Origin of the sequence: Pseudomonas iranensis, assembly GCF_014268585.2 — a bacterium.
Classification (GTDB): Bacteria; Pseudomonadota; Gammaproteobacteria; order Pseudomonadales; family Pseudomonadaceae; genus Aquipseudomonas; species Aquipseudomonas iranensis.
This window is the reverse complement of the sequence record NZ_CP077092.1, coordinates 498,944-522,083: the sequence shown is the minus strand read 5'-3', so window position 1 is coordinate 522,083 and position 23,140 is coordinate 498,944. Positions and strand designations below refer to the sequence as shown.

Below are 23,140 nucleotides of genomic sequence, written 5' to 3'. Positions count from 1 at the left end.
CTGTCCCTACAGGCGTATCCGGCACATGAAACCACCGCTCCCCCGCAGACCTCGCTGGCGCAGCCTCGCACTGTTGGCCATGTGCCTGGCGCCGCTGCTGTGGCCGCTGGAACATCTTGCCGAGCGCTATTACCGCAGCGAACTCGCCGGGCAGAATCGCCAGACCCTCGATCTGTACGTCGCCAACCTGCTCGGCACCCTGCATCGCTATGAAGTGTTGCCGCAGATTCTCGGCGATCTGCCGGCCCTTCGCGCGGTGCTTGGTGCGCCGGACGACGGCGTGACCCAAGGCAACGCCAATCGCCTGCTGAAAAACATCGCCGCGCAGACCGGCGCTGAAGTCATGTACCTGATGGACACGTCCGGCCAGACGCTGGCGGCGTCGAATTGGGACAAACGCGACAGCTTCGTCGGCCGCAACTTCGCCTTCCGCCCGTATTTCAGTGAAGCCATGGCCGGGCGCCTCGGACGCTTCTTCGGCCTCGGCACCACTTCCGCCAAACGCGGCTACTTCTTCGCCGCTGCTGTGCGCAACGGCGAAAAGATCATCGGCGTGCTGGTGATCAAGGTCGACCTCGACCACACCGAAAGCCTGTGGGGCAAAACCCCGGAACAACTGCTGGTGACCGACCATAACGGCGTGGTCATCCTGACGTCGCGCCCGGAATGGCGTTTCCGCTCCACTCGCGAGTTGAGCGATGCCGAGCGCGCCGCGATCACCGCGATCCAGCCCTACCCGACCCGCGAACCCCGACCGCTTAGCCTGAGCGCCGACGCCTGGCTGACGCAGACCCACGACATCGCCGAAACCGGCTGGAGCGTGAGCATTCTCGCCCCGCGCACGCTGATCGATCGTCCGGTGCGCACGGTGGTCGCGATCGGCGGCGCCACGCTGTTGGTGGTGATGCTGCTGGTGGGTTTGATGATGCAACGTCGCCGGCACTATCTGGAGCGCATCGCCTTCGAGGCCAAGGCGCGCCGCGAACTGGAAGGTCGGGTGGCTGAACGTACCAGCGATCTGGAGGGCCTCAACCGGCGTTTGAAGCAGGAAGTGCTTGAGCGTGAGCAGGCGCAGCAGGAGCTGGTGCGCGCCCAGGACGATCTGGTCCAGGCCGGCAAACTGTCGGCGCTGGGGACCATGTCGGCGAGCATCAGTCACGAACTCAATCAACCGCTGGCGGCGATTCGCAGCTATGCGGAAAACGCCGAAGTGCTGCTCGATCATCAGCGCACCGAGGACGCGCGCGGCAACCTCAAGCTGATCAGCGAACTGACCGGGCGCATGGCCTCGATCATCGCCCATTTGCGTGCCTTCGCCCGCCGCGATCGCCACGCACCGGAAAGCGTCGCTCTGCAACCGGCGTTGGACGATGCGCTGGCATTGCTGGCCAAACGTCGGCGCAGCATGGAAGTCGAACTGATCCGCGACTTGCCCGCAGCCACGCTGTGGGTCGAGGCCGGCGAAACCCGCTTGCGTCAGGTGCTGGGCAATCTGCTGGCCAACGCCCTCGATGCGCTCACCGAAAAAGGCCCGCCGCGCAAATTGTGGCTGAGTGCCGAAGCCACCGCCGACGGCGTCAATCTGTACATTCGCGACAACGGCCCCGGGTTCTGCATGGAAGCCCTTGGCCGCGCCAGCGAGCCCTTCTACACCACCAAGACCCGCACCCAGGGTCTGGGTCTGGGGCTGGCCATTTGTGAAACGCTGATGCGCGCCTTTGGTGGCGAGCTGTCGTTCGCCAACCACAAGCAAGGCGGCGCCCTGATCACCCTGCGCCTGCGCGCCGGCGCGCCCGGAGTCAGCCTGCAACCGTCCGAGGATCGAAGTGCATGACCATCGACAATCGCATCCAGGTAGTGTTGATCGACGACGATCCGCACTTGCGCCAGGCCCTCGGCCAGACCCTGGACCTGGCCGGCCTGAAAATCCTGCCGCTGTCCGAAGCCAACGGCCTGGCCGCGCAACTCGAGCGTGACTGGCCGGGGGTGGTGGTCAGCGACATCCGCATGCCGGGCATGGACGGCCTCGAGCTGCTCAGTGAATTGCACGCACAGGATCCCGAGTTGCCGGTGCTGCTGATCACCGGTCATGGCGACGTACCGCTGGCGGTGCAGGCTATGCGCGCCGGCGCTTACGATTTTCTGGAAAAACCCTTTGCCAGCGATGCGCTGCTCGACAGCGTCCGTCGCGCCCTCGCGCTACGGCGGCTGGTGCTGGACAACCGCAGCCTGCGTCTGGCCTTGAGCGACCGCAACGAATTGAGCGCTCGGTTGGTCGGCCATTCGACGCCAATGCTGCGCCTGCGTGAGCAGATCGGTGCGCTGGCGGCGACCAAGGCTGACGTGCTGATCCTCGGCGAAACCGGCGCTGGTAAAGAGGTGGTGGCCCGCGCGCTGCACGACTTGTCGAGCCGCCGCAACGGCCCGTTCGTAGCGATCAACGCCGGTGCGCTGGCGGAATCGGTGGTGGAAAGCGAGCTGTTCGGTCACGAACCCGGCGCTTTCACCGGCGCGCAGAAACGCCGCATCGGCAAATTCGAATTCGCCAACGGCGGCACGCTGTTCCTCGACGAAATCGAAAGCATGAGCATGGACGTGCAAGTGAAACTGCTGCGCATGCTGCAGGAGCGAGTCGTCGAGCGTCTGGGCGGCAATCAGTTGATCCCGCTCGACATCCGCGTCATCGCCGCGACCAAGGAGGACCTGCGTCAGGCGGCGGATCAGGGTCGCTTCCGCGCCGACTTGTATTACCGCCTCAACGTCGCGCCGCTGCGCATCCCGCCGCTGCGCGAAAGGGGCGAAGACGCGCTGGTGCTGTTCCAGCACTACGCCGATGAAGCCAGCGTCCGCCACGGCTTGCCCCCCCACGAGCTGCAACCGGCACACCGCGCCCTGCTGCTGCGCCACACCTGGCCGGGCAATGTACGTGAACTGCAAAATGCCGCCGAACGCTTCGCCCTCGGGCTTGAACTGGCACTGGACAATAGCGCTGATGGCAGCGGCGGCACGCCGGTAGAAGTGGTCAGTGGCGGCCTCAGCGAGCAAGTGGAAAACTTCGAGAAATCGCTGATCGCCGCCGAACTGGCGCGCTCGCACAGCTCGGTACGCAGCCTCGCCGAAGCCTTGGGTATTCCGCGCAAGACCCTGCATGACAAGCTGCGCAAACACGGTCTGAATTTCGGCGACAGCAGCCACGGGGAAGACAACGAATGAGCAGCGCAAGCGAATACCTGCAAACGGTGCTGCATCACGACATTCCGCTGACCGCCGAGATGGGCCTCAAAGTGCTCGAGTGGCGTGAGCAGCAATTGAGCCTGCACCTGCCGCTTGCGCCCAACGTCAATCACAAGAGCACCATGTTTGGCGGCAGCCTCTACTGCGGCGCGGTGCTGGCCGGCTGGGGCTGGTTGCATCTACGTTTGCAGGAAGAAGGGATTACTGACGGACACATCGTCATTCAGGAAGGGCAGATCAGTTATCCGCTGCCGGTGACCGGGGACGCCGTGGCGATCTGCCCGGCATCGGATGCCGCGGTGTGGAAGCGCTTTGTGGCGATGTATCGGCGATACGGACGGGCGCGGTTGACGCTGGATACGCGGATCCTGAATGCGGGAAGTGAGGACGAGGCGGTTAGATTTACCGGGCAGTACGTTTTGCACCGTTGAAGATCAACAGCCCCTCACCCTAGCCCTCTCCCGAGGGAGAGGGAACCGATACGGGGATGCTACAGATTTACGTCGACCTGAAATTGCTTCGCCGAATCCACAATCGACTCGATTCTCCGGGTCGATGCATAGCGCCAGACAACTCGGTCGGCTCCCTCTCCTGGGGGAGAGGGCTGGGGTGAGGGGAATTGCGGATCAGCCAGTTAGCCTCGGGCCAACTCCAACAACCGTCCGCGCCACGCAGCCTTCGCCGGCAGCGCCAGAAAAAACTCGTTCAACAGCGATTCTCGCGGCGGATAACTGAACGCCTCGCCGCTCAGATCCAGCACCTCGCCCCCCGCCCCTTCCAGCACGCCCTGCGCTGCCGCTGTGTCCCACTGCGAAGTCGGCGCCAGTCGCGGATAGCAATCAGCAGCACCTTCGGCCAGCAGGCAAAATTTCAAGGAACTGCCGATATTGGCCAGTTGCAACTCACCAAGACTGGCGCTCAACCCGGCCAGCAAACGCTCTTGCTCGGGACTTGAATGGCGACGGCTGGCCACCACGGTAAACGCCTCGCCCGGCGCAGGCACATCGCGCACCCGAATCGCTACCGGCGTAGCGCCCTCGTCGCCACGCCATGCACCGAGCCCGGCACCGCCGACGTAAAAACGACCGTTGGTCGGCATCGTCACCACGCCAAATACCACCCGGCCATTTTCGATCAGTGCGATGTTGACGGTGAATTCCTCGCTACCGCTGATGAACTCCTTGGTGCCGTCCAGCGGATCCACCAGCCACCAGCGCTGCCAACCGGCGCGCACGCTTTGCGGGATGTCGGCGTCCTCTTCCGAGAGCACCGGAATGCTCGGATCCAGCGCCGTCAGCCCGGCAACGATAAGGTGATGCGCAGCCAGATCGGCAGCCGTCACCGGCGAATCATCGGACTTTGCCGTGACTTCGACGCCGGCACGCCAGAACGGCAGAATCGCCTCGCCAGCCTGTAAAGCCAGCGCAACCACAGGTGCCATCAGCGGATGGGGAAAATTCATCGACGTCTCACTCATAGCTGAACACCCCGCGCTGGCTCAGCAGGTCACGGGTCAAATACAGCGCCGCCAACGCGCGGCCCTCGGAAAATTGCGGATTCTGCGCCAGCGCCGACAGTTCGCGCAGGTTGACCTTGTCGACCCGCATCGGCTCCGGCTCATCGCCTTCCAGCCGCTCTTCATAGAGGTCGGTGGCCAGCACCACTTGGATTTTCTGGCTCATGTAACCGGGCGACAGCGACAGCTCGGTCAGATGTTCCAACTGGCGCGCGCCATAACCGGCCTCTTCCTTGAGTTCCCGCTCGGCCGCCGCCAGCACGTCCTCGCCCGGCTCGATCAGGCCTTTGGGCAAGGACAGTTCGTATTCGTCGGTGCCGCCGCAATATTCTTCGATCAGCACCGCGTGTTCGGCGTCGAGCATCGCGACGATCATCACCGCGCCATAACCCGCGCCCTTGCCGACCAGACGCTCGTAAGTGCGCTCCACGCCATTGGAAAATCGCAGCTTGAGTTCTTCGACGCGAAACAGGCGACTGGTGGCGACGATCTCGCGGGCGAGTACGGTGGGTTTCTGGCGCATGCAAAGCTCCTTGGCGTGAACGCGCTACTATAACGCGGCTTTCCCGATTGTTTGCGTCGGATATCTTTTCACCGTTCGAGACGTTGCCATGCCTTCTTTACCGTGGTCCGACATCGATACCGTTCTGCTCGACATGGACGGCACGCTGCTGGATCTGCACTTCGACAACCATTTCTGGCTCGAACACCTGCCCCAGCGCTACGCCGAACTCCACGGTATCAGCCGGGCCATGGCCGAGCTGGAATTGCAGCCGCTGTTCGAACGCCACGCCGGCCAGTTGCAGTGGTACTGCCTGGATTTCTGGAGCGCGGAACTGAAATTGTCGGTGCGTGAACTGAAACAGGAAACCGCCCACTTGATCGCCCTGCGCGCGGATGCCGATACCTTTCTCGACGCAATCAAACGCGCCGGCAAACGGGTGATCATGATCACCAATGCGCACCGCGATTCGCTGTCGTTGAAACTGGAACGGATCGAACTGGCACCATACTTCGAGCGGCTGATCAGCTCGCACGACTATGGTTATCCCAAGGAGAACCCGCAGTTCTGGGATGCCTTGCAGGCGGACATCGGTTTTGATCCGGCGCGCAGCCTGTTTATCGACGACACCTTGCCGATCCTGCGCAGTGCACGGGATTTTGGCGTGGCGCACTTGCTGGCGGTGAAAGAACCGGACAGCCGCAAAGGGCCGAAGGACACAGCAGAGTTTGCCGCTGTCGAGGATTACCGCGATTTGATTGCAGGGCTTTGACGTCGCGTTGCTGCCTTCGCGAGCAGGCTCGCTCCCACACTGAAGTGCGTTTCAAATGTGGGAGCGAGCCTGCTCGCGAAAGCGCTTTCGAATGTTATTCAGGAATGCGCAGTACTTGTCCCGGGTAGATCTTGTCTGGATGTTTGAGCTGAGGTTTGTTGGCCTCGAAAATCTTGTTGTACTGGTTGGCGTCACCATACACGCGCTTGGAAATCGCACTCAGCGTGTCGCCCTTCTCGACCGTGACAAATTTTGCAGCGGCGGCAACGCCACCCGTCACGGTGATCTGATCGTCCACACCACTCACGCCGGCGACGTTACCCAGGGCCAAGAGAATCTTTTCTTTCTCTTCCTGACTCGCCGCTTCACCCGTGGCGATGACTTTCTCGCCCTCAACCTTGACCTGGATCTTCGACGTATCGATACCGGTCAGCGCTTCCTGCACGTGCTTGGTCAGCGCTGCGCTGTTGGCCTCGGCCTTGTCCGGCGTCAGTGCATCGAGAATCTTTTCACCGGCTTCTTTCAAAAAACTGAACAGGCTCATCGCATTCACTCCATGTAATAAAGGGTCAGTCGTCCAAGCCTAGACCACCCCAGCCAAACCCGGTTCCAGTCCGACCAATGACGCTGCCGCGCCGCAGGCGGTAGAATCGCCACACCCCGCCAACCGCCTGGAGCGAAGATGGACATCAAGCAACTGAAATTCCTCATCGCCCTCGACGAAACCCGCCATTTCGGCCAGGCCGCCGCGCGCTGCCACATCACCCAGCCGACCTTGTCGATGCGCTTGCGCAGCCTCGAGGAAGAACTCGACCTGCCATTGGTCAATCGCGGCCAGCGCTTCGAAGGCTTCACCGCACCGGGCGAACGCGTGCTGGCGTGGGCGCGTACGGTGCTGGCAGCCTATGACGGCTTGCAGGCGGAAGCGGCGGCCTGTCGCGGCAACCTGATCGGTACGCTGCGCCTGGGCGTGGTGCCGCTGTCGAGTTTCGATCCCTTGCCGCTGATGCAACGACTGCACGCGGCGCACCCGGACCTGCGCTTCGAGCTGTCGTCGCTGAGCTCCGAGCAGGTGCTCGAACACTTGGCGAACAACCGCATCGACATTGGCGTGTCCTATCTGGAGCGTCTGGACAGCGAGCGCTTCGATTCGCTGGCCTTTAACGAGACGCGCATGGGCCTGCTCTATGACGAGCGCTCGTTCAACTTCGGCGAAGCACCCCTGAGTTGGGAGTCGCTGATAGAACTGCCGCTGTGCATGCTCACCAGCGGCATGCATTTTCGCCAGTCCATCGACCACAACTTCCACAGCCGTGGCCTTACCCCGCAACCGCTCTTGCAAACCGACGCCGTGCATCAACTGCTGCAAGCGGTCCACGGCGGTTTTTGCTGCGCGATCATGCCCCTCGACGGCGGCGCGGAAACCCTTGCTGATCACCTGCGTCTGCAACCGATCGAAAATGCCCACACCCTCGCCCCGCTAGGCCTGATCATGCGCCGTGGCGCGCCGCGTTCAGCGCTGGCAGAAGCCTGTTTCGCGCTTTATCAGAAATCGTCAAAAGACGCTTGATCGACGGCATCTATCGGTAGATCGGTAATAGCGATTAGACGCGACAACTTGCCGCGCCTAGTCTTGACCTAGATCAAACCGTCGGTGATGCCATGAACGCCAAGCGCCCAGCCTGCGCGGCGCCAGCAATTGAAACGCCCGCGCCTGCCGCCAGCCAGACCTACAGCTACAGCGATCTACCCCTTGAGGAATCGGCCAGCACTGCGCTGGCCGAGGAAGTCGCGTTGGCGATCGCCTACAACGGCATCAGTCAGGCAGTGATGCTCGTGACGCCGACCGACCTCGAAGATTTCATCGTCGGTTTCAGCCTCGGCAGCGGCATCATCGAAGACGCCAGCGATATCTACGATCTGCAACTGACAGGCGCAGGCTCGGCGCAATACGCGCAGGTGACCATCGCCAACCGTGCGTTCTGGAACCTCAAACAGCAGCGTCGGCAGTTGGCCGGCACCAGCGGCTGCGGACTGTGCGGCGTCGAAGCCGTCGAACAGGCGTTGCCCGATCTCAAGGTATTGCCGGGCGCAGCCCTGCCACCAATCGAATGGCTCGACGGTTTGCGCCAGCGCATCGGCGCGTTCCAGCCGCTCGGTCAGCACTGCGGCGCGGTGCATGCAGCGGTGTTCATGAATGCCCGTGGCGAATTGCTGCTCGGCCGCGAAGACATCGGCCGACACAACGCCCTCGACAAGCTGATCGGCGGGTTGATCCGCCAGAAGATTTCCACCGAAGGCGGCCTGGCGATTGTCACCAGCCGTTGCAGCCTCGAATTGATCCAGAAAGTCTTGCGTGCCGGGATCCAGACCCTGGTCAGCCTGTCGGCGCCTACCGGCCTTGCCGTGCAATGGGCCCGGCGCCATAACCTCAATCTCATCCACCTGCCGCAGAAAAGTGCGCCGCGGGTGTACAGCCCCGCGATGGAGAATCAAGCGTGAGCCAACATCATCAAGCCGACCAGAAACCTGTCCCGCGCTACAAGCCTTACAAAGGTGCCGCTGGCGGCTGGGGCGCCCTGATCAGTGTGGCCCAGGCGTGGCTGACCAGCGACAACGCCCTGAAAAACCTGCGCATGATGCTCAAGACCAACCAGAATGGCGGCTTCGACTGCCCGGGTTGCGCTTGGGGTGATTCGCCGGAGAGCGGCATGGTCAAGTTCTGCGAGAACGGCGCCAAAGCGGTGAACTGGGAAGCGACCAAGCGTCGCGTCGATGCCAAATTCTTCGCCAAGCACAGCGTCACTTCCCTGCTGGAGCAGAGCGATTATTGGCTGGAATATCAGGGCCGCCTGACCGAGCCGATGGTCTACGACGCCGAGTCCGATCGCTACAAGCCAATCTCTTGGGAAGATGCCTTCGCCCTGATCGGCAAGCACCTGCGCAATCTGCCAAGCCCGGATCAGGCCGAGTTCTACACCTCGGGCCGCGCCAGCAACGAAGCGGCGTATCTGTATCAGCTGTTCGTGCGGGCTTACGGCACCAACAATTTCCCTGACTGCTCGAACATGTGCCACGAGGCCAGCGGCGTGGCGTTGGCGCAGAGTGTCGGGGTCGGCAAAGGCACGGTGACTTTCGACGACTTCGAACACGCCGACGCGATTTTCGTCTGGGGCCAGAACCCCGGTACCAACCATCCGCGCATGCTCGAACCGTTGCGTGAAGCGGTGAAACGCGGCGCCCAGGTGGTGTGCATCAATCCGCTGAAAGAGCGCGGTCTGGAGCGCTTCCAGCATCCCCAGCACCCGATCGAAATGCTCACCAACGGCGACAAGCCGACCAACACCGCGTATTTCCGCCCGGCACTCGGCGGCGACATGGCGGTGCTGCGCGGCATGGCCAAGTTCCTCCTGCAATGGGAACGTGATGCGCAGAAGGCAGGCGAGCCGGCGGTGTTCGACCATGATTTCCTCAATGCCCACAGCGCCAACGTGCTGGAGTACCTCGCTACTGTCGACGACACCTCGTGGGAGCAGATCGTCGAGCAATCGGGGCTGACCCTGGTCGAGATCGAGCAAGCCGCGCGCATGTACGCCAAAGGCAAGAACGTGATCATGTGCTGGGCCATGGGCATCACCCAGCACCGTCATTCGGTGCCGACCATTCAGGAAATCGCCAACCTGATGCTGCTGCGCGGCAATATCGGCAAACCTGGCGCCGGTCTGTGCCCGGTGCGTGGTCACAGCAACGTGCAGGGCGACCGCACCATGGGCATCAACGAGCGTCCACCGGTGGCGTTCCTCGACTCGCTGGAGCGTCGCTTCCAGTTCAAGGTGCCGCGCCACAATGGCCACAACGTGGTCGAGGCGATTCATGCGATGGCCGAAGGTCGCGCCAAGGTGTTCATCGGCTTGGGCGGCAACTTTGCCCAGGCCACGCCGGACAGCTCGCGCACCTTCGAAGCGCTGAGAAACTGTGACCTGACTGTGCAGATCAGCACCAAACTCAACCGCAGCCACCTCGCTCACGGTAAAGACGCGCTGATCCTGCCGTGCCTGGGCCGTACCGACATCGACATCCAGACCGAAGGCCCGCAAGCGGTCACCGTGGAAGACTCGTTCAGCATGGTCCACGCTTCCAACGGCCAGTTGCAGCCGCTGTCGAACCAGATGCGCTCGGAACCGTCGATCATCGCCGGCATCGCTGCCGCGACGCTGGGCAGCCAACCGGTCGACTGGAACTGGCTGGTGGCCGATTACGGGCGCATTCGCGAACTGATCGCCGACACCATCCCGAGTTTCAAAGACTTCAACGACAAGATCAAAAACCCGGGCGGCTTCTACCTGGGCAACTCGGCTGGCGCCCGCAAGTGGAACACGCCCTCGGGCCGTGCCAACTTCCGCGCTAACCAGTTGCCAAAAGATCTGGTTCACGAACGCACCCGCGCCACCGGGCAGGTGCCGGATCTGATCCTGCAATCGATGCGCTCCCACGATCAGTACAACACGACGATCTATGGTCTCGACGACCGCTACCGTGGCGTGAAGGGCCAGCGTGACGTGCTGTTCGCCAACGAGGCCGACATCATTCGCCTGGGCTTCCGTCCAGGGCAGAAGGCCGACATCGTGTCGATCTGGAACGACGGTCGCGAGCGTCGGGTGAAAGGTTTTACATTGTTGGCGTTCGATATTCCTGCCGGGCAGGCAGCGGCATACTATCCGGAAGTCAATCCGCTGGTGCCGCTGGAGAGCACTGGCGATGGCAGCCACACGCCGACGTCGAAGTTCATTGCGATCCGGCTGGAAGCGGCGAGTGAGACAGGGTTGATCATGGCCAAGTCGGCTTGACCCGGCGCTTGGAATGACCTCTTCGCGAGCAGGCTCGCTCCCACACTTGGAATGCATTTCAAAGGTGGGAGCGAGCCTGCTCGCAAATGCGATCGACCTGTCAACAGATATGCCGTGGCGAAGATTTTCGACCGCCCACAAAAAAGGCCGTTTTTGCATGAAAACGGCCTGTCCGAAGTAGCTAAAGACCGGCGAAAATCGGTTAAGTTCCGGTGAAAAAACAGTAACTTGCAATATTGTATACAAGTCGTGTTATTCGTCGGATTTTGATTGTCACGCCCATTGCAGAGCCTCAGGATCGGCGCCGTCATCCCTTTGAGGCTCATCCTCTATGAAGTTCTCCTCGATTCTCTTGTTGTCCCTTGGCCTGGTCAGTGGCTTCGCTTCTGCCGGAGGCACCACCGAAGCAGGTGTGGGCGGCGCATTGGGCGGGGTTCTTGGCTCGGTCGTCGGTCAATCGTTAGGCGGCAATACAGGTTCCACCATCGGCGCTGCCTTGGGCGGCGCGGGTGGTAGTGCGGTCGGCGCAGACAAGCGCAGCCGTGGCGAAGCAGCCATTGGTGGTGCACTGGGTGCAGCCGGCGGTAACGTGGTTGGCCGCAGTCTCGGCGGCACCACCGGCAGCCTGATCGGCTCCGCCGCTGGTGGCGGTGCAGGCGGCGCGCTGGGTAACTACATGGGCAACAAGAGCGACGATGATGATCGTCGCTACGACCGTCGCCATGATGACCGTCGCTACTACCGCGACCGTGGTCATCCAGGTCGCGGCCATGCCTACGGCCACCGCAAGCATCACAAGTACTATCGCCACCACTAAGGCGAAGGCTTGAACAAAAAATCGCAGCTTTTTAGCTGCGATTTTTTTTGCGCGTCTAGACCACCAGCCGTTCCAGCGCCCCGCGCAAACCGGCAGGAATCGGCACCGGCTGATTGCTCGCGCGATCGACAAACACATGCACGAACCGCCCCGCCGCACACGCCTCGCTTTCGCCAACCTTGAACACAGCCAGTTCGTATTGCACCGAACTGTGGCCCAGCTTGCCAACCCGCAGCCCGATCTCGATCAGATCGGGGAAAGCGATCGAGGCAAAGTAATCGCAGGCCGAACTCACCACGAATCCCACCACTTCGCCTTCATGGATATCCAGGCCACCGATCTGAATCAGATAAGTGTTCACCGCCGTGTCGAAGAAGCTGTAGTAGGTAACGTTGTTGACGTGACCGTAGGCATCGTTGTCGTGCCAGCGTGTGGTGATGGGCTGGAAGTGGGGGTAGTCGGAGCGTTGATTCATTCAGGGTTCTCGCATTTTCTTACTTGAATTTGATCGTGAGGACGAACACTTTACCTGTGGGAGCGGGCTTGCCCGCGAACGCGTCAGCACACCCGACCGGTGTCAACGATCAGCAAACCCCTTCCCCTGCGCCGCCAGCTCGCCAATCAGCCGCGCCGGCTTCCACTGATCGCCCTGGCGTGTCTCCAGCGCCAGCAAGCGCTGATGGATATCCGCTAGCCCCTGCTGATGCGCCCAGGCCATCGGCCCACCCTTTTCTGCTGGAAAACCATAGCCGTTCAAATACACCAGATCGATGTCGTGGGCCGAGCCGGCAATGCCTTCCTGCAGAATTTTCGCGCCTTCGTTGACCAGCGCCAGCAAACAGCGCTCAAGGATTTCTTCAGGACCGATGTCGCGACGCTGGAAACCCAGTTCTTCGCTGACTCGCAGCACCAGCGCGTCCACTTCGGGATCATGCTCGGCCTGGCGACTGCCCGGCTCATAGTGGTAGTAGCCGTTGCCGGACTTCTGCCCGAACCGACCCATCTCACACAGGCGGTTATCCACCTGAACCTCGGGCGCATCCTGCCCCTTGCCAGCTAGCTGCCGAGCACGCCATTCCAGATCGATGCCGACCACGTCGTACATGCGAAACGGCCCCATGGCGAAGCCGAAGCCTTGCAGCGCGGCATCCACCTGCTGTGGATAAGCGCCTTCGAGAAGCATCTTGCGCGCTTCCAGTACATACGGATGCAGCATGCGGTTGCCGATAAAACCGTGGCAGTTGCCAGACACCACGCTGACCTTGCCCATGCGCTTGCCGAGTGCCAGCGCTGCCTCCAGCGCCGCTGGCGAGGTCTGCGCACCGCGCACGATTTCCAGCAGTTTCATGATGTGCGCCGGGCTGAAGAAGTGCAGACCCAGCACCTGTGCCGGGCGCCGGGTCGCAGCTGCGATGGCGTCGATGTCCAGCGCCGAGGTGTTGCTCGCCAGCAGGGCCTCAGGCTTGAGCAGGCCATCCAGCTCGCGAAAAATCTTCTGCTTCAGTTCGAGGTTCTCGTACACCGCTTCGATCATCAGATCGACGTTGCGAATCGCCGCGTAATCCGCCGCCGCAGATATACGAGCAATTCGCGCATCCGCCTCGGCCTGATCAATGCGGCCCTGGCGCACGTTGTGTGCATAAGTTTCGGCGACCGTAGTCAGCGCCTGCTCAAGCATCTGTGGATTGTTATCCACCCATTGCACGTTCACCCCGGCATTGGCCAGGCACATGACGATGCCACGGCCCATGGTGCCCGCGCCGATCACGGCAGCCTGCTGAATCTCGAAGCTTGTCTGGCTCATGTTGTTCTCTTGTGAGTTGCCCGAAGACAGATTCCAACCTTAGTCAGGCCACGACGCTTTTTGAAGTTTATTAGCGTGATGATCGACATTCAGCGGATGGATGCAGCGACCACAGACTCTCTGCTTAATCGAGCAAGTGACTGTCCGCCCACTCGCGGACCTCTGCGTAGGGATACTCTTCCAACGCAGCAAAACCCGGTATCGCCCGCGCCTTGAGTTTGGTGAACAACGGCACGCTGATTCCGCACAGGAACCGTGTCAGGCGTTCGGCCGTCGGAAGGCTGCCTGTGTGCTGCTCATGCCTGTGGATAAATTCACCACACAATTGCGCGAAGTTTTTATCCACAAGTGCTGGCAACGGCGGCGGCTCGGGCAATCGCGCGATCTGGCCGTGACATACCGAACAATGCCCGCAATGTTCAGGGGCATTGTGGTCACCGAAATACTCGGCCAGGCGATAACCCAGGCAGCGTTCGGTGGCGAACACCTCAAGCATGGCGTGAATCCGCGCCACCTCAGTCCGTTCATGGCGAGTGAAATACTCGTGGAGCTCAGCGCTCAGGGCGTCGCTGTCAAAATCACTGTGCAGCAGGCTGTAAACTTCGGTCATCTGCTTGCTTTCAAGCTCGACCCAGCCTTTTTCCTGGAAGTAATCAAGCGCTGTCACCACGCGATTGCGCTCGGCGGAATACTGCGAATACATCGCCTCGAAATCTACTGTGGCCCAGGTGCGTGCTCGCGTGGACGTTCTGATGATCGCCGCAACGAAATCCCTGCGCTCGCCTTCGAAGCGCTGGAGCAATGCTTCAGGCTCAAGCAGATATTTGAAGCGGTATTCAGCGTAATAAGCGTAGCGCGGCGCGATCAGGCCTCGCAGTTCCAGCTGCACCAGCAAAGTCTTCAACGGCAACGAGCGAATATTGCTCTGATCCGCCAATGGCCCAAGCAGAAACTCCCACTGTCGTTCCGGCACCGAGGCTTTCAGTTCATCGAGCACATAACGAATGCCATCACGCTCGGGCGTATCACCGTAGACGAAGTTTTCCAGCACATTGAGGCTGTCGCGATTGGCCAATACCAGGCAGTCCGAGGGCTGTCCGTCACGCCCGGCGCGGCCGATTTCCTGGCTGTAGTTTTCGATGGATTTGGGCAGATCGAAATGCACCACGTTGCGGATGTCGCTCTTGTCGATTCCCATGCCGAAGGCAATGGTGGCGACAATGCAATTGGACTGCCCGGCCATGAAGCGGCGTTGAATGTCTTCACGCTGATCGTGGGGCAAACCTGCGTGGTATGCCTCGGCCTGAACTCCGTTGCGTTGAAGATGCTCGGCGATGTGCTCGGCGGTCTTCTGCAACGTCACGTAGACAATGCTCGGTTGCCCGGGACGCTCGCTCATCCATTCGACCAGACGCCGGCGTTTGTCCTGACCGCGTACAGGCTCGACCAGCAGGTTGAGGTTGGGCCGGTAAAATCCGGTGGTCACAACATCTGCCGGGGCGATGGCGAATTTGGCCTGCATGTCGGTTATGACTTTTGGTGTCGCCGTGGCGGTGAGCAGCAAGGCCTGCGGAATGTTGAACTGACGTTGGTAGTCCGGCAATTTCAGGTAGTCCGGCCGAAAGTTGTGGCCCCATTCGGAAATGCAGTGCGCCTCGTCAACTACCAGCAACGAGATCGGCACCTGCTGCAGAAAATTGCGGAAGCGCTCATTTTTCAGGCGTTCGACGGAGATCATCAGAATCTTCAATTCCCCCGAACGCGCACGGGCCATGACGTCGTTGGCATCCTCGCGGCTCTGCGCCGAATCGATACTGCCTGCGGAGATACCGTGGCGCTTGAGAAACGCCAGTTGATCCTGCATCAACGCCAGCAACGGCGAAACCACCAATGTCAGGTGTGGCAGTAAAAGCGCCGGCAGCTGATAGCAAAGCGATTTGCCGGAGCCTGTGGGAAAGATTGCCGCCGCGGAGCGCCCCGCCAGGACCGCGCTGATCGCGGCCTCCTGACCGGGGCGAAACTGTGGATAACCAAAAACCTGTTCCAGGGTGTGGTGCATTTGCTGTCACTCCTTTGACTGCTGCCATGCCCAAAGCCTAGCGGGGGATTGCAGCGAGTCGAGAAAAGGTCGGGGTTGAATCGATACTGAATGATACATGGGAAGCGAAAACCAAGCGTGTAACAATCGAAGCGTCTCGACAAACTTTCGAAAAACCAAGCTACATATATATAACAAACTTAAAAATTACAAACGCAGACACAACAGCACCCTTTATTTATAACAACACTTCAAACTAACTTGACCGCTCTTATTCATAAGCAAGAGCAACGAAATGACAACTTTAACAATCTTTTTCTGCGGCACCGGCTCCAACAAGTTTGACGAAAACCATAAAAGCTTCTGGGACGGCGAAATCGTTTCTACGCTCGCTGCACACCACAGCGGACGCGAATTTGCCGAATGGATCGTCGTCGATGGCCCTGGCAGCGGCAATCTGCAAGCCGACGACCTGTTCACCAAGACCACTGAATACGGCTTGTCCGGCACGCTATTCGGCAAAGGCTGGGATGAAAACGTGCAGCACGCGTTGAATATCATCAAAGGCAAATGCGACTGGCAGCGTAAACAGCTTACCGAGGCAGAATATAACCGTCTGAAAGCCGCAGGTATTCCTATTGAAGATGTAAAAGTGGAAGGCTCCTGGTTCTGGCGCCAGTATAATTATGGCGACCGGAGTATCACGCAACAGAAGTTGCAGGAACAGATCATCAAGACTTTCCGCAAGGACGGCATTATTCCGACGCGTGTCAATCTGCTCGGCTGGAGCCGGGGTGGTATCAGTTGCCATATGCTTGCCAATTCAATGTCCAGGGGCGCTGCCCTCAAACATATTCCGGTGAATATCTTCGCGATTGATCCAGTCCCTGGAATTGGCAACTTCCAGGAAAACCGCGTGAAACTCGAATTCAACGTCAAGGAATACATCGCCTTCTATGCCCGCGACGAGCGCTCAAAAGGCTTCAGCTGCGTGATCCCGCAAACCGCTACCGGCACCAAGACTTCGATCTATCCAATGGCCGGTCGCCACGCCACCCTTGCTGGCAACGCCACGGCGCTCGGCGGCGAGCCCACCAACAGCAGCGACCTCAACGCGCTGATCGAGCCCGGCCGCATCGTTCGCCATCTGGCGGAAACCTGCCTCAAGCGCTGGGGCGTGCCACTGAGCAAAACGCTCAACCTGAGCGATACCGACCTGCGCCGCCTCACCGGCGCCATCGTTAGCGACGAAGCCCGCTACAAGAAGATGCACAGCCAGTCCTACACCTATTTCACCGAACTGGACAAAGGCGAGCGCTATGTCTCGCTGGGCAGCAAAGGCGTGCCGTTTTCGGCAGTCAAAGGCACGATTTACCGCCCGGCAACCGGACTGACCACAAGCCTGCTGGATATTTCCGGTTACCAGCATCTGCGTTGAAAGGCGTTGAAGAATCGGTAGCAACGTCTGGCGCTTTGTTCGTCCCATTCCTACTTCACGCGATGCCTTGTCGGCTATCGCGAGGTGGTGGTGCGAACCTATAGTCGTGGGTGTCGCTGCTTTGGTCAGCGACACCCACATCACCCACGCTCTGTACCTGCTGACACAGGACGGCTGCGACCTGCTGCACGTCCGAAAGCCCCGGCCCAGCAACAAACGAAACATCATCGCTGCACACGGCGTATCCAACATCAGGAGTCAAATTTTGCAAACTACTATTGATTGCGTACGATGGGAGCCATTACTCAGCGAAGGGCTCGCATCTATGGCCAGCACCGAAATCATCGATCACAGCACCCTCCTTCGCTTGGTCGAAAACGGTTCTGTGAGCGGCACAATCATCGTCGCGAAACCAGGAGGCTGGTCGGTCGAGATTCGGCAAGGCAGCCGCAAATGCGCACTGACAGCACAACGCAGTGGTCAGGCGCGCCTGTTCAAGAGGCTGGAAACGCTGGTGACCTATCTGCAGGGCTTGGGCATCAGCCAGTTCAACGTGGATGCCTCCGGTTATGACCCGTTGCAACTGAAAACCTACGCCCGGCCCGATCGCTCTGAAGCGTTGAAACAAGCCCATGAAGCGGCCGCTTATGAGGAATGGTTCAAGCGACAGGTGCAGATCAGCATCGATGATCCAAGGCCAAGTATCAGCGATGAAGATGCTCGCCGAATATTCGCCGCCAAGCGTGATGCCCTGCGTCAACGAGGGCGCTGATGAAGTTGGTCTGGCGCCCGGAAGCGCTTGCTGACCGTGACCGGATAATTGATCGAATCGGTCAGGACAACCCAGACGCTGCTGCGGATCTCGATGAAATGTTCGAATCAAAAGGGGAAATAGCAAGACAGCGCCCAACCTTGTACCGAAAGGGCAGGGTCCTTGGAACACGTGAAATCGTTGCGGCCGCCAACTACGTCATCGTCTACGCAATCAAAAAAGACCGGGTGGAAGTGCTGCGTGTCATGCATGCACGGCGGCAGTGGCCTTAATTAGAAGATCATATTGCAGTACTGTTGAGTGGCATTACTCTGGCCGTACCACGCCAAAAATGAATGCATACTGCTACACGGCAAGTGACGAACCGCCGTTGAGATGAGCTTACCCAAATATTCGCCCATGAAAAAACCGCCCCAAAGGGCGGTTTTTTATTCACTGCAAACCGCTACTTACAACTTCGGCCCAGCCGCCTTGATCGCGTCGCTCACTTCGAACTTCTTGAAATTCTCGATGAACAGACCGGCCAATGCTTTGGCTGCCTCGTCGTACGCCGCCTTGTCAGCCCAGGTGTTGCGTGGGTTGAGCAGGTTGGTGTCGACGCCCGGAACGGCCAGTGGCACGTCGAGGTTGATGGTGTCGAGGTGCTCGGTGGCGGCACCGATCAGTGCGCCGCTCTGGATCGCTGCGATCACCGCGCGGGTGGTCGGGATGTTGAAGCGTTGGCCGACGCCGTAGCCGCCGCCGGTCCAGCCGGTGTTGACCAGGTAGACCTTGGAGCCGAAGCCGCGGATGCGCTTGATCAGCAGTTCGGCGTATTCGCCAGCCGGACGCGGGAAGAACGGTGCGCCGAAGCAGGTGGAGAAGGTCGACTTGATGCCGCTGCCCGAACCCATTTCAGTCGAGCCTACCAGTGCGGTGTAGCCGGACAGGAAGTGGTAGGCCGCTTGCTCTTCGTTGAGGATCGACACTGGCGGCAGCACGCCGGTCAGGTCGCAGGTCAGGAAGATCACCGCGTTTGGCTCGCCACCCAGGTTCTTCTCGGAACGCTTGGCAACGTGCTCCAGCGGGTAGGCGGCGCGGCTGTTCTGGGTAAGGCTGACATCGGCATAGTCGGCGTGCTTGGCGTCGTCGATAACGACGTTTTCCAGCACCGCGCCGTGCTTGATGGCTTTCCAGATAACCGGCTCGTTCTTCTCGGAGAGGTCGATGCACTTGGCATAGCAACCGCCTTCGATGTTGAACACCACGCCTTCGCCCCAGCCGTGTTCGTCGTCACCGATCAGGTAACGGCTTTCGTCAGCCGACAGGGTGGTTTTACCGGTGCCCGACAGACCGAAGAACAGGGTCACGTCGCCGTCTTCGCCGATGTTGGCAGCGCAGTGCATTGGCAGCACGTCAGCGGCCGGCAGCAGGAAGTTCTGCACCGAGAACATGGCTTTCTTCATCTCGCCGGCGTAACGCATGCCGGCGATCAGCACTTTCTTCTGCGCGAAGTTGATGATCACGCAACCGTCGGAGTTGGTGCCGTCACGCTCAGGCACACACTCGAAGTTGGCGACGTTGAGCACTTGCCATTCTTCACGGCCAGCCGGGTTGTACTGGGCCGGGTTGATGAACAGGCAACGACCGAACAGGTTCTGCCAGGCAGTCTGCGTGGTCATTTTCACGGCCAGGTAGTGATCTTCCGCCGCGCCTACATGCACGTGGGAAACGAAGTGCTCTTGCGCGTTGTTGAAGGCCTCGACGCGAGCCCACAGGGCATCGAACTTGTCGGCCGGGAACTTGCGGTTGATCGGGCCCCAGGCAATAGCAGCCTGGGTGGACGGCTCTTCAACGATGAAACGGTCGACTGGCGAACGGCCGGTGCGGTGACCGGTGCGAACAACCAGAGCGCCGGTATCGGCAAGCTCGCCTTCACCGCGATTCAGGGCTTCTTTTACCAGATCATCAACACTCAGATCGGTGTACACGGCGTTATTGGCTTGCGTCATGAGGTTCCCCGTCGGCCAGTGGCCGAGTGTGCTCCAAACGTTTTGTAGTAGAAAGTCGTGCACTACTACCGCGAAAAAAGTGGGCCGGATTATGCCAGAAAAGCCCAAAAAGAGTAGGGTCCTCCCGTCGTAACGGCGATATTCCGTCATTCCGCAGTGAATTTACCTGCGCTGAACCGTTTTAGTGACGGGTATCTGACGGCGTATCGACGCCCGCGCCAGCGAACAATTGAGCAATATCGGCCGCGTCGAACAGGTACTGCTGATTGCAGAACTGGCAATCGATCTCGACTTTGCCGCCCTGCTCGGCTGCCAGCGCCAGCGCATCTTCCAGCCCAAGACTGACCAGCGCATTGCCGGAGCGTTCCCGCGAGCAGCTGCAACTGAAGCGCAAATGCTGCACATCGAACAGGCGCACTTGTTCTTCGTGGTACAGGCGATGCAGGACGGTTTCGTTGTCCAGGCTCAGCAGCTCATCGGCACTCAGAGTGCTGGCCAACGCGGTGAGGTGCTGCCAGCTGGCGGCGCGATCCTCTTCGTCTTTCAAGCGATCGGCGGGGAGTTGTTGCAGCAGCATGCCGCGGGCACGACGACCGTCGGCGAACAGCTTGAAGCGCGTGCCGACCTGCTGCGACATGACGAAATAGTTGGTGAAGCAATCGGACAGGGTTTCGCCGTCGAGATCGACAATGCCCTGATAGCGCTGGCCGACAGTCGGGTCGACGGTCAGGGCGAGAACGCCGTTCGGCATCAGATCGCTGAGCGTAGCGTCGGCCGCGATCTGCTCGGCGTCATAGCGCGCCAGGCCACGGATCTCTCGCTCGCTGGAGCATTCGATCATCAGCAGCGGAATCGGCCCTTCCGAGCGTGCCTGCAAAATCAGCAAGCCATCGAACTTGAGCGTGCCGACCAGCAACGAAGCGGCCGCCATCAGTTCGCCGAGCAACTGCGCGACCGGCTCCGGGTATGGGTGTTTAGCGAGGACTTCGGCGTAGCTGCGCTCCAGCGCTACCAGTTCGCCGCGAGTGTCGCTGTCATCGAAGATGAAGCGTTGAGTGAAATCGGTATCCGCTAGGTCGGTCATAGGTCTGGGTATCTGAATGTGATGACAAAATGATTACAAAACGTGAAAATTTGCGCTTGCTGGCACTTTTTTTGGTGCCGGCGCTTTTTCGCCATGGGAGGCATTTTATGAACAATCCGGGTTTGTTCCAATCAAGGTGGAACCTCGGCCGGCTGGTTCTGTGTAACGTAGTGCCGTTGGCGCTACTGGCTTTCTGGTTATGGCCTACCGGCCAGATGCTGTGTGTGATTTTCGACGAGTGGCTGTTCCGCTCGCTGAATGCACCGCTGGCCAGCAACCCGATATGGCTCCACATCTGGGCAATTGCAAGTCTGCGCCCGTTCGACATCGTCGTCGGACTGATTCTGCTGACGCTGCTGATCAAGGGCGACTGGGTTTTCAGGGCGATCGACGTGCGTCGCGCGTTCTTCGGTTTTTTCTCGATCCTGCTGCTGATGGTGGTGATCCGCGCGCTGTTTTCCAAATTCGCCGATCACATGGGCTGGCAGCACAGCAGCCCGTCAATGGTGCTTGAGGGCGCCGTGCACATCAGCGATTACTTTCCGCACCTGGAAAAAACCTGGGAGCTGAAGGACCGTTCCGGCCAGAGTTTCCCCGGTGATCATGCCTCAGTGTTGTTGATCTGGGCATTGTTCATGGGCGTATTCAGCCGCACTGTCGGACAATTTCTAACAGTATGGGGGCTGGCAGTGTTGTTCATGCTGCCGCGTCTGGTGGCCGGCGCGCATTGGGGTCAGGACGACTACATCGGCGGCGTGCTGCTGGCCGTGTGGGCGTTGGGCTGGGGTTACTACACGCCGTTCGCCTGGCACGCGGCGAACTTCTGGTTGAAGCTGACCGCGCCGGTTTTCGCGTTGCTGGGCAAGCTGCCGATGGTGTCGCGAATGAGTGTGGTGCGTAGCGCCTGATACCGCGTCGCTCTCGATTCGCGAGCAGGCTCGCTGCCACAGACGACTTGATCAAATGTGTGAGCGAGCCTGCTCGCGAAGAGGCCGGCACAACGTTTCAATCTTCGTTGCTGCTACCGCGAAACTTGAACAGATCCCGCCGCTGTTTCTTGCTCGGTTTGCCATCGGTGCTCACGCCCAACGACCCTGCCTTGCGCATTGCCGCAGCCGCTTCACGCTTGGCGACACTCGCCTCGGTCTCGGCATACAAGGTCTGCGCCTCGGGCGCGCCACGTCGCACGATCGACAACGCCTCGACCTTCACCGTGCGCACTTCGAAGCCAGTGCGAATCTCGAACTCATCACCGATGCGCGGCTCCTTGCCCGGTTTGCAACGCTCGCCGCGGCAATGCACCTTGCCACTTTCAATGGCGGCTTTGGCCAATGCACGGGTCTTGTAGAACCGCGCTGCCCATAGCCATTTATCGAGACGGACCTTGTCGTCCTCCTCCTGCTTCTGTCCCATATGAATTCCTCGCTCAGCCAGTAGTCGGAACTGTACTACCGTTTCTGTCGGGCGCAAGAACTCGGCCCTCCAGATAGACTGTGATCTTCGCCGCCTGACCGGCCTGGAGTGACCGCGTGACTAAATTTCCAACTTCGTTGACCTCACCCAAGGGCGGTTGCCAGGGCTGCCAGCAGAGCGAGCCGCTGAACTTCGATTTTTGCTTTGCCTACCAGCCGATTGTCGACCTGCGCGACCAATCGGTATTCGCCCACGAAGCGCTGGTGCGAGGCGTGGCCGGCGAGGGTGCGCTGTCCGTGTTAAATCAGGTTACAGAAGACAACCGCTACCGTTTCGACCAGCTCTGCCGGACCCGCGCCATCGAAGGCGCGGCGAGCCTTAATATGCAGACACACTTGTCGATCAACTTTTTGCCCAACGCCGTCTACCGTCCAGAGCTATGCATTCGCAGCACACTGGAGGCCGCACGCAAACACAACTTTCCGATTGACCGGCTGATTTTCGAAACCCTGGAAATCGAGCACGTAGATAATTATCGCCATTTGACCAATATTCTGCGTGAATACCGCGAATTCGGCTTCAAGACCGCCATCGACGATTTCGGTGCCGGTTATTCGGGGCTCAATCTGCTGGCTGATTTCCAACCGGACCTGATCAAACTCGACATGGCGCTGATCCGCGATGTTGACCAGGACCGTGTCCGTCAGGTGATCGTGCGGGGGATTGTCACAATGTGTGCGGAGTTGGACGTTACAGTCATTGCCGAAGGCATAGAAAGCGCCGGGGAACGGGATTTCCTCGCGGACTGTGGAATATTCCTGATGCAGGGCTACTGGTTCGCCAGACCCGCATTCAAAGCGTTGGCCCAGGTGCCGGACGAGGCCTGGAAGCGTTAACCCTTGGTTTTTTTCT

The 23,140-nt window shown here is 60.1% G+C and carries 22 protein-coding genes; 13 read left to right on the top strand and 9 right to left on the bottom strand.

The genetic code is table 11. From position 1 onward, the window contains the following. The first annotated feature begins 25 nt into the window (after nucleotides 1–25). From HU724_RS02310 to HU724_RS02300, 3 genes are read left to right on the top strand one after another with little or no spacing between them, the layout of a single operon-like run. Nucleotides 26–1,834: a sensor histidine kinase gene (locus HU724_RS02310; RefSeq protein WP_186568569.1), complete on the top strand. Its 1,809-nt coding sequence runs from the start codon at nucleotides 26–28 to the stop codon at nucleotides 1,832–1,834. Further along, the gene (locus HU724_RS02305) at nucleotides 1,831–3,213 is read left to right on the top strand and encodes a sigma-54-dependent transcriptional regulator (RefSeq protein ID WP_186568567.1); all 1,383 of its coding nucleotides are present in this window, start codon (nucleotides 1,831–1,833) and stop codon (nucleotides 3,211–3,213) included. The genes HU724_RS02310 and HU724_RS02305 overlap by 4 nt, the downstream gene beginning before the upstream one ends. Then, nucleotides 3,210–3,665 carry a YiiD C-terminal domain-containing protein gene (locus HU724_RS02300; protein WP_186568565.1) on the top strand — a complete coding sequence of 152 codons (456 nt, stop codon included), beginning with the start codon at nucleotides 3,210–3,212 and terminating at the stop codon, nucleotides 3,663–3,665. Before HU724_RS02305 ends, HU724_RS02300 begins: the two co-directional genes overlap by 4 nt. A gap of 203 nt (nucleotides 3,666–3,868) precedes the next feature. On the opposite strand, the gene cysQ is transcribed toward HU724_RS02300, so the two are convergent. Both cysQ and nudE read right to left on the bottom strand, forming a co-directional pair. Then, nucleotides 3,869–4,696 (bottom strand): 3'(2'),5'-bisphosphate nucleotidase CysQ, encoded by an 828-nt coding sequence (cysQ, locus tag HU724_RS02295; protein ID WP_024011192.1) that lies wholly within the window; start codon nucleotides 4,694–4,696, stop codon nucleotides 3,869–3,871. Nucleotides 4,697–4,703: 7 nt separating this feature from the next. Further along, complete coding sequence (nudE, locus tag HU724_RS02290) at nucleotides 4,704–5,273, bottom strand: ADP compounds hydrolase NudE (protein ID WP_016772166.1); 570 nt, start codon at nucleotides 5,271–5,273, stop codon at nucleotides 4,704–4,706. 88 nt (nucleotides 5,274–5,361) lie between these two features. Between nudE and yrfG the strand changes: the two genes are divergently transcribed. Continuing rightward, a complete protein-coding gene (gene yrfG, locus HU724_RS02285) occupies nucleotides 5,362–6,024 on the top strand; it encodes a GMP/IMP nucleotidase (protein ID WP_071174081.1) in 663 nt (220 codons plus the stop codon). A gap of 94 nt (nucleotides 6,025–6,118) precedes the next feature. Here yrfG and lysM read toward each other — a convergent pair whose 3' ends face one another. Continuing rightward, nucleotides 6,119–6,568, bottom strand: coding sequence for a peptidoglycan-binding protein LysM (gene lysM, locus HU724_RS02280; protein ID WP_016772168.1), 450 nt, complete (start codon nucleotides 6,566–6,568; stop codon nucleotides 6,119–6,121). 138 nt (nucleotides 6,569–6,706) lie between these two features. Here lysM and HU724_RS02275 point away from each other — a divergent pair, with 138 nt between their 5' ends. From HU724_RS02275 to HU724_RS02260, 4 genes are all read left to right on the top strand, one after another. Then, the gene (locus tag HU724_RS02275) at nucleotides 6,707–7,594 is read left to right on the top strand and encodes a LysR family transcriptional regulator (RefSeq protein ID WP_186568563.1); all 888 of its coding nucleotides are present in this window, start codon (nucleotides 6,707–6,709) and stop codon (nucleotides 7,592–7,594) included. Nucleotides 7,595–7,686: 92 nt separating this feature from the next. Further along, a complete protein-coding gene (gene fdhD / locus HU724_RS02270) occupies nucleotides 7,687–8,526 on the top strand; it encodes a formate dehydrogenase accessory sulfurtransferase FdhD (RefSeq protein WP_186568561.1) in 840 nt (279 codons plus the stop codon). Beyond that, nucleotides 8,523–10,871, top strand: a complete 2,349-nt coding sequence (locus tag HU724_RS02265) for an FdhF/YdeP family oxidoreductase (protein ID WP_186568559.1) — start codon at nucleotides 8,523–8,525, stop codon at nucleotides 10,869–10,871. The genes fdhD and HU724_RS02265 overlap by 4 nt, the downstream gene beginning before the upstream one ends. A gap of 331 nt (nucleotides 10,872–11,202) precedes the next feature. Next, complete coding sequence (locus HU724_RS02260; RefSeq protein WP_039756448.1) at nucleotides 11,203–11,688, top strand: glycine zipper domain-containing protein; 486 nt, start codon at nucleotides 11,203–11,205, stop codon at nucleotides 11,686–11,688. A 55-nt stretch (nucleotides 11,689–11,743) separates the two neighbouring features. Here the strand turns inward: HU724_RS02260 and HU724_RS02255 are convergent, their stop codons facing one another. From HU724_RS02255 to HU724_RS02245, 3 genes are all read right to left on the bottom strand, one after another. Continuing rightward, nucleotides 11,744–12,163, bottom strand: a complete 420-nt coding sequence (locus HU724_RS02255) for an acyl-CoA thioesterase (protein ID WP_186568557.1) — start codon at nucleotides 12,161–12,163, stop codon at nucleotides 11,744–11,746. Between the two features lie 102 nt (nucleotides 12,164–12,265). Beyond that, nucleotides 12,266–13,492: a 3-hydroxyacyl-CoA dehydrogenase gene (locus tag HU724_RS02250; protein WP_186568555.1), complete on the bottom strand. Its 1,227-nt coding sequence runs from the start codon at nucleotides 13,490–13,492 to the stop codon at nucleotides 12,266–12,268. 124 nt (nucleotides 13,493–13,616) lie between these two features. Further along, complete coding sequence (locus tag HU724_RS02245; RefSeq protein ID WP_186568553.1) at nucleotides 13,617–15,551, bottom strand: RecQ family ATP-dependent DNA helicase; 1,935 nt, start codon at nucleotides 15,549–15,551, stop codon at nucleotides 13,617–13,619. Nucleotides 15,552–15,825: 274 nt separating this feature from the next. On the opposite strand from HU724_RS02245, the gene HU724_RS02240 reads away from it, so the two are divergent. The 3 genes from HU724_RS02240 to HU724_RS02230 all read left to right on the top strand — a co-directional run bounded on the left by HU724_RS02240 (nucleotide 15,826) and on the right by HU724_RS02230 (nucleotide 18,012). Then, on the top strand, nucleotides 15,826–16,968 hold the full coding sequence (locus tag HU724_RS02240) for a hypothetical protein (protein ID WP_186568551.1): 1,143 nt from the start codon (nucleotides 15,826–15,828) through the stop codon (nucleotides 16,966–16,968). 121 nt (nucleotides 16,969–17,089) lie between these two features. Beyond that, nucleotides 17,090–17,740, top strand: coding sequence for a hypothetical protein (locus tag HU724_RS02235; RefSeq protein WP_225927655.1), 651 nt, complete (start codon nucleotides 17,090–17,092; stop codon nucleotides 17,738–17,740). Continuing rightward, nucleotides 17,740–18,012: a type II toxin-antitoxin system RelE/ParE family toxin gene (locus HU724_RS02230; RefSeq protein ID WP_186568549.1), complete on the top strand. Its 273-nt coding sequence runs from the start codon at nucleotides 17,740–17,742 to the stop codon at nucleotides 18,010–18,012. Before HU724_RS02235 ends, HU724_RS02230 begins: the two co-directional genes overlap by 1 nt. A gap of 177 nt (nucleotides 18,013–18,189) precedes the next feature. On the opposite strand, the gene HU724_RS02225 is transcribed toward HU724_RS02230, so the two are convergent. Then, nucleotides 18,190–19,731, bottom strand: coding sequence for a phosphoenolpyruvate carboxykinase (locus HU724_RS02225; protein WP_016772179.1), 1,542 nt, complete (start codon nucleotides 19,729–19,731; stop codon nucleotides 18,190–18,192). 181 nt (nucleotides 19,732–19,912) lie between these two features. Then, the gene (gene hslO / locus HU724_RS02220) at nucleotides 19,913–20,815 is read right to left on the bottom strand and encodes an Hsp33 family molecular chaperone HslO (RefSeq protein ID WP_186568547.1); all 903 of its coding nucleotides are present in this window, start codon (nucleotides 20,813–20,815) and stop codon (nucleotides 19,913–19,915) included. Between the two features lie 107 nt (nucleotides 20,816–20,922). Between hslO and HU724_RS02215 the strand changes: the two genes are divergently transcribed. After that, nucleotides 20,923–21,723, top strand: a complete 801-nt coding sequence (locus HU724_RS02215; RefSeq protein ID WP_122693213.1) for a phosphatase PAP2 family protein — start codon at nucleotides 20,923–20,925, stop codon at nucleotides 21,721–21,723. Between the two features lie 97 nt (nucleotides 21,724–21,820). Here HU724_RS02215 and HU724_RS02210 read toward each other — a convergent pair whose 3' ends face one another. Next, nucleotides 21,821–22,228: an RNA-binding S4 domain-containing protein gene (locus HU724_RS02210; protein WP_122747926.1), complete on the bottom strand. Its 408-nt coding sequence runs from the start codon at nucleotides 22,226–22,228 to the stop codon at nucleotides 21,821–21,823. Nucleotides 22,229–22,344: 116 nt separating this feature from the next. Here HU724_RS02210 and rimA point away from each other — a divergent pair, with 116 nt between their 5' ends. After that, complete coding sequence (gene rimA, locus HU724_RS02205; protein WP_186568545.1) at nucleotides 22,345–23,124, top strand: S6 modification regulatory phosphodiesterase RimA; 780 nt, start codon at nucleotides 22,345–22,347, stop codon at nucleotides 23,122–23,124. The last annotated feature ends 16 nt before the right edge of the window (nucleotides 23,125–23,140 follow it).